At 47.1% G+C, this 12,195-nt stretch carries 10 protein-coding genes; 8 read left to right on the plus strand and 2 right to left on the minus strand.

Annotation, left to right across the window (positions count from 1 at the left end):
- The first annotated feature begins 55 nt into the window (after window positions 1-55).
- From NL647_RS06515 to NL647_RS06525, 3 genes are all read left to right on the plus strand, one after another.
- Complete coding sequence (locus tag NL647_RS06515; protein ID WP_253649848.1) at window positions 56-1,780, plus strand: efflux RND transporter periplasmic adaptor subunit; 1,725 nt, start codon at window positions 56-58, stop codon at window positions 1,778-1,780.
- Window positions 1,777-4,986, plus strand: coding sequence for an efflux RND transporter permease subunit (locus NL647_RS06520; RefSeq protein WP_253649849.1), 3,210 nt, complete (start codon window positions 1,777-1,779; stop codon window positions 4,984-4,986). The genes NL647_RS06515 and NL647_RS06520 overlap by 4 nt, the downstream gene beginning before the upstream one ends.
- A gap of 77 nt (window positions 4,987-5,063) precedes the next feature.
- On the plus strand, window positions 5,064-5,534 hold the full coding sequence (locus NL647_RS06525; RefSeq protein ID WP_253649850.1) for a cupredoxin family protein: 471 nt from the start codon (window positions 5,064-5,066) through the stop codon (window positions 5,532-5,534).
- Between the two features lie 62 nt (window positions 5,535-5,596).
- Here NL647_RS06525 and NL647_RS06530 read toward each other — a convergent pair whose 3' ends face one another.
- Window positions 5,597-6,928, minus strand: a complete 1,332-nt coding sequence (locus tag NL647_RS06530) for a ferric reductase-like transmembrane domain-containing protein (RefSeq protein WP_253649851.1) — start codon at window positions 6,926-6,928, stop codon at window positions 5,597-5,599.
- Between the two features lie 212 nt (window positions 6,929-7,140).
- Here NL647_RS06530 and blaCARB point away from each other — a divergent pair, with 212 nt between their 5' ends.
- The 5 genes from blaCARB (at window position 7,141) to NL647_RS06555 (ending at window position 11,486) form a co-directional block, all read left to right on the plus strand.
- Complete coding sequence (gene blaCARB, locus NL647_RS06535; protein ID WP_005452579.1) at window positions 7,141-7,992, plus strand: CARB/PSE/RTG family carbenicillin-hydrolyzing class A beta-lactamase; 852 nt, start codon at window positions 7,141-7,143, stop codon at window positions 7,990-7,992.
- Window positions 7,993-8,119: 127 nt separating this feature from the next.
- Window positions 8,120-8,635 (plus strand): TetR/AcrR family transcriptional regulator, encoded by a 516-nt coding sequence (locus NL647_RS06540; RefSeq protein ID WP_009700062.1) that lies wholly within the window; start codon window positions 8,120-8,122, stop codon window positions 8,633-8,635.
- On the plus strand, window positions 8,635-9,687 hold the full coding sequence (locus NL647_RS06545) for an alcohol dehydrogenase family protein (protein WP_172458649.1): 1,053 nt from the start codon (window positions 8,635-8,637) through the stop codon (window positions 9,685-9,687). Before NL647_RS06540 ends, NL647_RS06545 begins: the two co-directional genes overlap by 1 nt.
- A 387-nt stretch (window positions 9,688-10,074) precedes the next feature.
- The gene (locus NL647_RS06550) at window positions 10,075-11,058 is read left to right on the plus strand and encodes a YopT-type cysteine protease domain-containing protein (protein WP_017189508.1); all 984 of its coding nucleotides are present in this window, start codon (window positions 10,075-10,077) and stop codon (window positions 11,056-11,058) included.
- Window positions 11,058-11,486 carry a CesT family type III secretion system chaperone gene (locus NL647_RS06555; RefSeq protein ID WP_017189509.1) on the plus strand — a complete coding sequence of 143 codons (429 nt, stop codon included), beginning with the start codon at window positions 11,058-11,060 and terminating at the stop codon, window positions 11,484-11,486. Before NL647_RS06550 ends, NL647_RS06555 begins: the two co-directional genes overlap by 1 nt.
- Window positions 11,487-11,622: 136 nt before the next feature.
- Here NL647_RS06555 and NL647_RS06560 read toward each other — a convergent pair whose 3' ends face one another.
- On the minus strand, window positions 11,623-12,195 hold the full coding sequence (locus tag NL647_RS06560) for a GNAT family N-acetyltransferase (protein ID WP_188014591.1): 573 nt from the start codon (window positions 12,193-12,195) through the stop codon (window positions 11,623-11,625).

Raw genomic sequence — 12,195 nt, forward strand, 5'->3', positions numbered from 1 at the left:
AGAGCAGTCAACAACGCTGTAGCGTCATGCGCAAACGGGAAAATAAGGTATAAGAATGAAAACATTACAAGTTGCAACCATCGCGCTGATCGTTGGTGGTGCTTTAGGGTTTGGTGCTAATCATTTTCTTGCGGGCTCAGCTCACGACATGAGTGCGATGGGTGGAACTTCCGCAGCAAGTTCTAATGATCCACTCTATTGGGTTGCTCCAATGGATCCCAACTACAAACGTGATAAACCGGGTAAATCTCCAATGGGCATGGATTTGATTCCGGTTTACGCAGAAGACCTCTCCGGTGAACAAGAGGCGCCCGGTACGGTGACTATCGATCCTTCAGTAGAAAATAACCTCGGGGTCAAAACTGCAAATGTGGCACTACAACAGTTATCACCACGCATCGAAACGGTTGGTTATATCGCCTTCGATGAAAGTCTGTTATGGCAAACCAACGTTCGTGTTGCGGGTTGGGTAGAAAAACTCTACATCAATGCCGTGGGTGAGAAGGTGAAAAAAGGCGATGTGCTTTTCACTCTCTACTCTCCGGAACTGGTTAAGGCACAAGAAGAACTGCTGAATGCTTACCGTACTGGTCGTAAAGGGCTAGTGAAAGGGGCGACTGAGCGCTTAGTAACGCTTGGCGTTGACCGTGCCCAAATCAAATCCATTACTCGTCGTGGCAAAGCATCCCAAACCATTGAAATTAAAGCACCTGCTGATGGCGTTATCGCGAGCTTAAACGTGCGAGAAGGTGGCTATTTGTCTCCGGCTCAAGCGGTGATCAGTGCTGGTCCTTTGGACAATGTTTGGGTTGATGCGGAAGTCTTTGAGCGTCAAGCACATTGGATGAAAGCCGGCTCTCAAGCCACGATGACCCTTGACGCCATTCCGGGTACTGAATGGCAAGGTGTCGTGGATTACGTGTACCCAATCCTCGACCCGAAAACACGTACGTTACGCGTACGTCTCAAGTTCCCTAACCCAAATGGCGATCTAAAGCCTAACATGTTTGCCAATATCGCGTTGCAGCCTGTCACTGACGATGCGGTATTAACCATTCCTAAGTCATCCGTTATTCGCTCCGGCGGTATGACTCGCGTTGTTCTGGCTGAAGGTAATGGCAAATACCGTTCTGCTCGAATTGAAGTCGGTCGTGAAGCTGGCGAACAAATCGAAGTATTACAAGGACTTAAACAAGACGACAAGATCGTAACGTCATCTCACTTCATGCTTGACTCTGAATCAAGCCAGTCAGCAGATCTGTCTCGCATCAACGGCATAGAAGCAGCGGCAGAAACGGCATGGGCAAAAGGCGAAATCACAGATGTAATGAGAGATCACCGCATGCTGACCATTAACCACCAGCCGGTACCAGAATGGGATTGGCCAGGCATGGTGATGAACTTTACTTTTGCTGATGGCGTCGAGATGGGTGACTTGAAAAAAGGTCAGGCTATCGAATTTGAAATGCAGAAAACAGAATCTGGTCAGTATCAAATCGTTGACTATAAGGCAGACAACAGCGTCATTGCAGCAGAAGTTTGGCTAACTGGTGACATCACGATGCTGATGGCTGATTTTGGCATGATTACCTTAAACCACCTACCAGTAGCAGAATGGAATTGGGATGCGGGCGAAATGAACTTCTCTGTCGGTGAAGAGGTGGATTTATCAGGTTTTGAAGAAGGAGAAAAAGTTCGGTTTCTAGTTGAAAAACAAGGAGCTGATTACATTCTTAAACAGCTAACGCCAGCAACAGAGGCGGTTGAGGAATCACTATGATCAGTGCAATTATTCGTTGGTCATTGAGCAACCGTTTCTTAGTGTTGATCGCGACCTTAGCTCTTGTATTAGGCGGACTTTACAGTGTAAAGAATACGCCTGTTGATGCCATTCCGGATCTTTCTGATGTGCAAGTGATCATCAAGACAAGCTATCCAGGTCAGGCTCCTCAAGTCGTCGAGGATCAAGTCACTTACCCACTCACAACCGCCATGCTTGCCGTGCCGGGTGCTGAGACGGTTCGTGGCTACTCCTTCTTTGGTGACTCTTATGTTTATATCATTTTCAACGATGATACCGACATGTACTGGGCACGTTCTCGCGTGTTGGAGTACTTAAGCCAAGTAGCACCAAAGCTCCCACCGAACGCAAAACCAACCCTAGGTCCTGATGCAACGGGCGTAGGCTGGGTTTACAGCTACGTATTACAAGACAAAACTGGCAAGCATGATTTGGCTGATCTTCGCAGCCTGCAAGACTGGTTCTTGAAGTACGAGTTGCAAACCGTTGATGGCGTCTCTGAAGTCGCTACCGTGGGCGGTATGGTGAAGCAATACCAAGTACAGATTGATCCTGCCAAGCTGCGTGCTTACAACCTCACTTTGCAACAAGTGAACATGGCAATCCAAAACGGCAACCAAGAAACCGGCGCGTCCGTTATCGAAGTTGCGGAAGCCGAACACATGGTTCGTACCACGGGTTACTTAACCAGCATTGAAGATATCAAATCACTGCCTCTAAAAGTCACCGAGAAAGGCACGCCGTTACTATTAGGAGACATCGCAGACATTAACCTTGGTCCACAAATGCGCCGTGGTATCTCTGAGTTGAATGGCGAAGGTGAAGCTGTGGGTGGGGTTATCGTGATGCGCTTTGGTGAAAACGCCAGTGAAGTGATTGCGAAAGTCAAAGACAAACTTGCAGACCTACAACGCAGCCTACCAGAAGGCGTAGAAATTGTGGCAACCTACGACCGCTCTACCCTTATCGATTCAGCGGTAGAAAACCTATGGAAGAAGCTTGCAGAAGAGTTCATCGTCGTTGCGATTGTGTGTGCGTTGTTCCTATTCCACATTCGTTCTTCATTGGTTATCGCTCTGAGTCTACCTGTCGGTATTCTTAGTGCGTTTATCGTGATGCATTGGCAAGGCATCAACGCCAACATCATGTCCTTGGGTGGTATTGCGATAGCCATTGGTGCCATGGTGGATGGCGCAATCGTGATGATTGAAAACGTTCATAAGCACATTGAACGAACGCCACTGACCGACAAGAACCGCTGGCAAGTAATTGGCAAAGCCGCAGAGGAGGTCGGCGCACCGCTGTTCTTCTCGTTACTAATCATTACACTTAGCTTCGTACCGGTGTTCGCCTTAGAAGGTCAGGAAGGCAAGATGTTCTCGCCGCTTGCGTTCACTAAGACTTACGCCATGGCAGCGGCAGCAGGTTTGGCAATCACACTCGTCCCTGTTCTTATGGGCTACTTCATTCGCGGTAAGGTGTTACCGGAACACAAAAACCCGGTTAACCGCGGCTTGGTCGCGTTGTACCGGCCGCTGTTGAACACCAGCTTAAAATACCCTAAGACCATGATTATTATTGCATTAGGTCTAATGGCGTCGGCTTACTACCCAACCAGTAAACTGGGTAGCGAGTTCATCCCGCCGCTGGATGAAGGCGACTTGATGTACATGCCAACGACCTACCCAGGTATCTCGATTGGTAAAGCGCGCGAGCTTCTACAACAAACCAACAAGCTGATCAAAACCGTTCCAGAAGTGAAAACCGTATGGGGCAAGATTGGTCGTGCTGAGACTGCAACCGATCCAGCGCCACTCACCATGATCGAAACCGTGATTCAGTTGAAGCCACGCGATCAATGGCGTGAAGGCGTAACAACCGAGTCGCTACGCAAAGAGTTCGATAGTCTGGTTCAGTTCCCTGGTCTTACTAACGCTTGGGTTATGCCGATCAAAACGCGTATCGACATGCTGGCAACGGGCATCAAAACCCCTATCGGTATCAAGATCGCCGGACCCGATCTGAAAGTGATCGAGAAGATCGGTTCTCAGTTGGAGCCAATTCTTAATGGTGTACAAGGCACGGCATCGGTTTATGCAGAGCGTGTAGCAGGAGGCCGCTATGTCACAATCGACATTAAACGTCGTGCGGCAGCGCGTTACGGTTTAAGCATCAAAGATGTTCAGCAGGTGATCTCGACCGCGGTGGGCGGCATGAATGTGGGTGAAACCATCGAAGGCTTGGAGCGTTACCCAATCAATGTTCGTTACCCGCAAGACTACCGTGACTCAGTGGTCAAACTGCAAAACTTACCGTTAGTGACACCAAATGGCGCTCGTATTGCACTGGCTGACGTAGCAGACATTCGTTACGAAGACGGTCCTCCAATGATCAAGACGGAAAACGCACGTCCAAACGGCTGGGTGTTTGTCGACATCGATGGTCGTGACCTTGGTTCTTACGTCGTGGAAGCGCAACAGGTCGTGGCAGATCAACTGGAGCTTCCTGCGGGCTACTCGCTGGCTTGGTCTGGTCAATACGAATACATGGAGCGTGCGAAAGATCGCTTGAGTGTCGTGGTACCAATCACCATCGCCATCATTATGCTGCTGCTTTACTTCAGCTTCCGTCGTGTCGGCGAAGTGATGATCATCATGCTTACCCTACCGCTCGCTATGGTCGGTGGTTTGTGGCTCATGCATATCCTCAACTACAACTTCTCGATTGCCGTCGGGGTCGGCTTTATTGCCCTAGCAGGTGTCGCAGTTGAGATTGGGGTCATCATGCTCGTCTACCTCAACCAAGCGTGGCACTACAAAAAACTCGATGCGGAAGAGAACCAACAGAAGCTTGAGGCGAAAGACCTAACCGATGCCATTCGCGAAGGTGCAGGCTTACGTGTTCGCCCAGTAATGATGACGGTACTAACGGTCATTATTGGTCTGATTCCGATCATGTACGGCGAAGGTACAGGGTCAGAAGTGATGCAACGTATCGCCGCACCAATGATTGGTGGTATGGCATCAGCACTGCTACTGACGCTCTTGGTACTTCCTGCCATCTTCAAGCTGTGGAAACAACGCGAGTTGCGCCCAAGTAACTCAACTCCTAGTCATACAAGTACGCAAGCTGGTAATCAAATCGAAAACGCCGACAACAAAGATCGCACTGGCAACAAGGCGTAATCCCTACCTTCCCCTCAAACAATCCGTTTTGAGGGGAAGTAACCAAGTTATTAATGAATTAAAACAAGGATATAAAAATGAAAAAGACACTAATCACTCTTGCTCTAGCCTTAACTACAACGGCTGCCTTTGCCCAAATGGACCATTCAAACATGATGGATATGCCGGGCATGTCGGCAGTTGGTATGCCTGCAAAAGGGGCAAAGCCAGACAAAGTGGTACACGTTATCTTAGGTGATGACATGACAATCAAGTTCAAGAAGGACGTTAAGATTGAGCCAAACGATGTGGTGCAGTTTGTAGTCATGAACACGGGTAAAATCGAACACGAGTTCACTATCGGTTCTGCCAAAGAGCAGCTAGAGCATCGTGAAATGATGAAGACAATGACTGGTGGGCACATGCACGACTCAGGCAATTCTGTGACGGTAGAACCGGGCAAAGCGAAGCAGTTATTGTGGCATTTCCACGGCGACAACAACGTTGAGTTCGCGTGCAACATTCCGGGGCATGCGGAAGCTGGCATGGTTAAAAGTATCGAGCTGTAGTATCAAATCAAATATACAAAAGGAGCTGTTCATTCAGCTCCTTTCTCATTCAATAACGATTTTTATCTCATTACAAACAGCTCTTCGTGATAGCTTCTTTCAATATTAAATTGACACGCCTCGAGCTCTTTTTTCAATGTTTTTGAGAACGCTTCAGGTCCACAGAAGTACATTTCATACTGATTTAAATGACCACATTGCGCGATGATACGTTCAGCATTTAAACGTGGTGCTTTCAGTGTGTCTATCACATGCAAGTTGACGTTGGCTTGGTGAGCAAGGTGCCATAGCTCATCAACTAAATGGCTATCCACACCACGTGTACAATAAAACAAGTGCACGTTATTGTTACTCGCTTTCGTTTTTAATGCTTCCAAAGCAGCGAAGAAAGAAGCAATACCTACCCCACCAGCAACCCAAATTTGCGGTCTATCTAAATCAAATGCTAAACGACCGTAAGGACCTTCTATCGTGACTGCGTCCCCATTTCGCACTCGTTCATAAAGCCCAGTGGTAAAGTCACCTAGCTCCTTGATTAAGAAACGCAGTTCGTTACTTTCACTACCGGATACAATGGTAAATGGATGCGCATCTTCGTCACCAAAGCGTAAGTAGGCAAATTGCCCCACATTGTGCCCTTGCCAAGACGCGTCTGGTTTTAAAACTAACTCCATCACCTCTGCTTGTGGGAAGTAACGTGTAGAAGTCACCATAGCGGAGTGTTTATTCCGACGTCCAACCAAGCCAAACAAACTGTAAAGTGCGGCGATCGAACCAACGACTGCAAAGGCGACCGTAACGTAGTAAACAGGCTCACCCCAGTACGCGCGTTTTAACAACAGCACGGAATGAATAGCAATCAATAGATAAGCAGCCGACATCAAACGGTGAGAGAGTTTGAACGGTTTGTATTTTATCGCACTCCACAAAGAAACCACCAACAACACCAACAGTAAGTAGAACCCCCACTCACCAAGGCTCTGCCCAAATTCACGTAAACCACTAACCCAAGCTTCAATGCCAGACAAATTACCAGCAGGTCCTGCTCCTGAGTGTTTTACTGGTCTCGCCAATACTCCCGACATAACCAACCATTTCGGCACTTGATACCACAGCCAGTGCACAATACCCAATGCAACACCGCTAATACCTAACCATTTGTGCACTCGATACGCTTTGTCCATGCCATGTAGCCAGTTTTCAACCACGGGCAGACGCATCGCCAACACCATGGTGACTGACATCAACATCAAAGACAAAATGCCTGAATATTGGATCATGGCAGATCGCCATTCAAAGACATTGCTGGAAGAGAAAAGCTGCGGCTCCATCGCAAACCATAATACGGACATCACGGCGATCATTGCCCAGATGATATTGCGGATTGTTTTCATGATTGGTTACTCGGTTAATCGACAACTTTACTTTAGTCCTTCACATGTAAAACAACGTCAATAAGCGTAAAAACGGGTAAAGCTTGGCATATGCAAAGATTCCTACAGAAAAAAGACATGAATCTAACAGTTATTAGAGTATTCACTCGTTATAGTTCCGGGTAATGTCACCAGAGTAAGAACTGGTATTAATAACACTAAGAAAATCAACGATGAAAAAGCTATTTCTGCTGCTCGGATTGTTAGCCTGTTCAAGTGCAACTTACGCCGCCAAAATCAATGAAGACCTCGCTGCAATAGAAGAACATATCTCAGGTCGCATCGGTGTTTCGGTTTGGGATACACAAACCGATGAGCATTGGGATTATCGTGGCGATGAGCGGTTTCCCATGATGAGCACCTTCAAAACACTCGCATGTGCGACCATGCTAAATGACATGGATAATGAAAAGCTCGATAAGAACGCGACCGCTAAAGTAGAAGAACGCAACATGGTGGTGTGGTCTCCGGTGATGGACCGCATGGCTGGTCAAACGACTCGCATTGAGCATGCTTGTGAAGCCGCGATGCTGATGAGTGACAACACCGCAGCCAACATTGTTTTGCGCAGTGTGGGTGGACCTCGTGGTGTGACAATGTTCTTGCGTACCATTGGAGACAAAGCAACCCGACTTGACCGTTTTGAGCCGAGATTGAATGAAGCGAAACCGGGCGACAAGCAAGACACGACAACACCTAACGCCATGGTAAACACCCTGCACACTCTACTAGAAGGCGACGCGCTATCGTATGAATCTCGCATTCAATTAAAGATCTGGATGCAAGACAACAAGGTATCTGACTCTCTAATGCGTTCTGTGTTGCCTAAAGGCTGGTCAATTGCAGATCGTTCTGGCGCAGGCGGTTTTGGCTCACGTGGTATCACCGCGATGATCTGGAAAGAAAATCACAAGCCTGTTTACATCAGTATCTATATCACCGGCACCGATCTGTCACTGCAAGCTCGTGACCAAGTGATTGCTCAGATTAGCCAACTGGTGTTGGACGAATACAAAAATATTTAACACTAACTTTATGATTAACAACGGAGCTCTCAGGCTCCGTTTTTTTATATCTACGATCTTAGTTGACATAGGTAGAACGATCGCTCTACCCTAAAGTAGAACATTCATTCTACCTTAAGAAAACGCTATGTTGAAAGAACAGATCGCCGCCAATTTAGAACAAGCTTTTAGCGAACTTGGGTTTGCAGAGCCGAGTGTCGCGCAGCTCAAAGCCGCTTGTGGCGTGAGCTTGCGAACTTTGTACAAACATTATCCTTCGAAAGAAGAAATGATCGTTGCCGCACTAGAACACCGTCACCAACGCTACCTGAATTTCCTGTTGGATAACTCTCCACAAACAGGGTTAGAGGCGACTCAGCATATCTTCAGTAAGCTCAAACAATGGATGGAAGACTACGCACCGCATGGTTGCATGTCGATGAACGCGGTTGCGGCATTTCCCGAACACGACATCATCAACCAAACCGTGAAAGCACATAAAGAAGACGTTCGACATTTTTTGGGTAAACAGAGCCTTCGCCAAGACCTCGCCACACAGCTGTTCTTATTACACGAAGGGGTATCCAGCGCTTGGCCGGTACTGGGTAACGAGGCTCTGAACTCGGCGCAACAAGCTGTTTTAAGATTGCTAAAGGAAGATTAATCATGACAACACTACCAACCACAATGAAAGGTGTTCTATTGACCGGTCACGGCGGACCAGAAATGTTGGAATACCGCCAAGATATTCCTGTCCCAACGCCAAAAGAGAACGAAGTGCTGATTCGTGTATCCGCAGCGGGCGTGAACAATACCGATATCAATACGCGTATTGGCTGGTATTCAAAAGGCGACAACGACAGCGAGGATGCAAGTTGGAGCGGCAATGCACTGGTTCTTCCACGCATTCAAGGCGCTGACGTCTGTGGCGAGATCGTTGCCGTGGGTAGTATGGTAGATGAACGCCGCATAGGTGAACGCGTTCTAATTGAGCCTTGCTTAAGCGATGTAAATGGCGAAACCATTAATCCACCTTGGTACTTTGGCTCAGAATGCGACGGTGGATTTGCTGAATACACCGTGGTTTCAGCTACGCACGCATACAAACTAAACACGAATTTGAGCGATGTAGAGCTTGCGTCTTTCCCATGTTCGTACTCAACGGCAGAAAACATGCTCACGCGCTCTCGTGTTGCCAAGGGAGATCGTGTCTTGATTTCTGGTGCTTCCGGTGGGGTCGGTTCTGCAGCGATTCAACTTGCCAAAGCACGCGGTGCCATCGTTATTGCCATCACAAGTCCAAGCAAAAATGAACAAGTGCTAGAACTGGGCGCAGATGAAGTCGTGCCACGCAACGCAAATCTTGTTGAAGCACTTGGCAACAACAGCGTCGATGTGGTGATTGATTTAGTTGCTGGCGACCAGTGGTCACAGTTTCTCGATGTATTACGCCCGAAAGGTCGCTACGCGGTCTCAGGTGCCATTGGCGGCGCGATGGTTGAGTTAGATGTGCGCACTCTGTATCTCAAAGATCTCAGCTTCTTTGGTTGTACCGTCCTTGAGCCTGAAGTGTTTGGAAACTTGGTTCATCATATTGAACAAGGCAACATCAAGCCATTGGTCGCGCAGACTTTCCCACTTGAAGACATAAACCAAGCGCAAGCGGCATTCCAAGAGAAGGGGCACGTAGGCAAGATGGTCCTTACCGTGAAATAATACTGATGATGAAGCAGTACTTATGACGAAACCTGAAGAGATATCATATATGTAAGCTATCTCAGGATGAAGATCGGAAAGTAGACTCCAACATGAAAACGGTAGGTTTTGTTTGGCGATGCAACTCAAACACGTACTACCGTTTTTAAGTTCCCGCTTATCTGCAATGAATTTTTAGAGCAAAAACAAATGCTGATAAGGTGATTGGCGCATGTATTGACCCCGAAATCTCCAATCAATTAACTGATTAACGTCAACTCCCCCTTTATCAATTCAAAGCAGTACCCCGCTCAAATCAACAAAACAACGACCATGGCTAACAGGCCACCTTGATAGGTTTTGGTTAATCTTGCTACACACAAAACAAATAACGAAAAGCAGGTAGTTATGCAAGGTGTTACTAATGTTTCTCCTATCAGTCGACCAATCATCTCTACACCAGTTACACAAGCACAAAATCAAGGTCAACTCGGTGGTTTGAGTGTGAGCACACAAACACCGTCAGATGCGATCCGCAATATGATGCTAGAACGTCTTAATAACGTTGCAGCAGCCAACCCAGCACCGATCAGTTCATTATCTCTGAAAAGCGCGACACCAGAACAAAGTGCAGAACCTAGATCAAGGCTACAAAACTTTAAAACAGCAGTACAAACTCTAGGCGATCGTATTTTGCATGCTCTGGTCAGTACGAAAACCGCTTCGTTACGCAATTCAGTAGCAAAACATAACGGCGAGGTAACCATGCAGCTCTCCCAAGTAACGGGCAGCATCAAAAACGCCATTTTGAAAGACACCAATACCTCTGGCGGATGCTGTGAAGCACTCAGCGCACATTGGATGAAGGCAAGAGCGGAAGGTTCTAATTTAGGGGAGCAGTTATTTCAATCAGGAACAGCAAGCGATAAAGGCAAGTTGAATAAAGAGACAATGCAGTCCGTCGCGCAACTGCAAACCGATGGCATGCTTGGCAATCACCAAGAAACTATCACAGAAGGTTGGTTAAGAAGCAATAACATCGAATCGCCTTATAGAGAACTCGGTTCATTATCACGCGTGAGTGGGCAAACAAGCCGTGGCAAAAATGGAGCGGCAGAACTCGCTGCGAAGATCGTTGATAATGGTCCTAAAACATCACTATTTAAGAAGATTGGTCTGGAAGGACCAAGTAATGCACATGCCGTTGCTGCGGCTGTAGATGGGGATAACGTGACGTTCTTTGACCCTAACTTCGGCGAGTTTTCTTTCTCAAGCAAAGAAGATTTCACCAACTGGTTTACTCAGGATTTCTGGCATAAATCAGGCTACGACCTACCAAAATTTGGTTTATCCGGAGAGTTTAGCATCGTCAACTTGGAGGCTAACCATTAATGACAACCACATTCGAGTACCTAGTTAGCAGCTTTTTTGAAAAGAATGGTCTAGAGAGCCCAATCGTAAAAGATGGCATTTACAGTCTGCTTATCAACGAAAAATATCAACTTCACTTCACGCATCAGAATGAAGAGTGGATGGTCCTATATGCAGAGCTGGGTGAGATGAACCCAATATCAGAGCAACTGGCAAAGAGCAATATCTTTGGTGAATATTGGCCTTCTCACGTTGTTTCTCATCAAGAAAACACCGCGGTTTTATGGTCTCAACAACCTATTGCGATGCTTAATGTGGCAGCATTAGAAGCATGGGTAGAGTGCTTTATTCAGGACCTTATCGAAAAACAGGCTGCGATTTCTGATGTGGATCCAACCCCAGAAAACACTCAGCCAACAAATATCCGACCGCATATGATCTCAGTGTAAATACACCCAAATAACCTTGAGATGCTAACTTCAGCGAGAATGACTTGGGTATAGACTTAGCATAAGTAACGCCCGCGTGATTGGGCGTTACTTATTCGTGGATTGAGCGCGGCAACACCAGATTGCCTTATCTCTTTTACCAATACGCAGGACTATCCAAACCTTGCACGCAAGAAGATGTGCCTTGAGTTGGCGTCAACTCACCTGTAAATGATTGTGCCAACCAACCATGTGGAAAGCTCAAGGCATGTGGCGCTTTGAACTGCTCCTCGGAGACTTGTTGGAACCCAACGCGCGAATAGAAGTTAGGATCGCCGTAGGTAAATACCAACTCAATGCCTTGTTGTTTTAAGTGTTCCAGGCCAAAGTTGATCAAGGCTTGTCCTACGCCTTTTCCTTGGCATTCTGTCAGAGTTGCCATTGGTGATAACAGATAACCTACTTCACCACTCTCAAAGCGTAGTGGCGTAAACAACACACCTGCAATTAAACGTTCACCTTGTTTAGCCACAAAGCCTTTTAGCTCCTGTTCTGGGGTTGTTGTCAGTAAGTCACCGACGAGCGAGCCGATGGTTTTGCCTTCTACTTCGCCTTCAGAATCAGAAAAGGTTTGAGTAAATAAAGCGATCATCTCGCTGCTCATTACTCTCTCGTAAGGAGAAAATGTGTAGTTTGTTTTTTGTGTGTTTTGATTTGTTGTTTCGTTCAT

The sequence above is a fragment of the Vibrio sp. Y29_XK_CS5 genome, assembly GCF_024181835.1.
GTDB lineage: Bacteria > Pseudomonadota > Gammaproteobacteria > Enterobacterales > Vibrionaceae > Vibrio > Vibrio harveyi.

Bases quoted from the DNA above. Each gene is read 5' to 3' on its own strand.
- blaCARB (WP_005452579.1), top strand. From the start codon at position 7,141: ATGAAAAAGCTATTTCTGCTGCTCGGATTGTTAGCCTGTTCAAGTGCA.
- NL647_RS06550 (WP_017189508.1), top strand. From the start codon at position 10,075: ATGCAAGGTGTTACTAATGTTTCTCCTATCAGTCGACCAATCATCTCT.
- NL647_RS06525 (WP_253649850.1), top strand. From the start codon at position 5,064: ATGAAAAAGACACTAATCACTCTTGCTCTAGCCTTAACTACAACGGCT.
- NL647_RS06540 (WP_009700062.1), top strand. From the start codon at position 8,120: ATGTTGAAAGAACAGATCGCCGCCAATTTAGAACAAGCTTTTAGCGAA.
- NL647_RS06515 (WP_253649848.1), top strand. From the start codon at position 56: ATGAAAACATTACAAGTTGCAACCATCGCGCTGATCGTTGGTGGTGCT.
- NL647_RS06555 (WP_017189509.1), top strand. From the start codon at position 11,058: ATGACAACCACATTCGAGTACCTAGTTAGCAGCTTTTTTGAAAAGAAT.
- NL647_RS06560 (WP_188014591.1), bottom strand. From the start codon at position 12,195: ATGAACGAAACAACAAATCAAAACACACAAAAAACAAACTACACATTT.
- NL647_RS06530 (WP_253649851.1), bottom strand. From the start codon at position 6,928: ATGAAAACAATCCGCAATATCATCTGGGCAATGATCGCCGTGATGTCC.
- NL647_RS06520 (WP_253649849.1), top strand. From the start codon at position 1,777: ATGATCAGTGCAATTATTCGTTGGTCATTGAGCAACCGTTTCTTAGTG.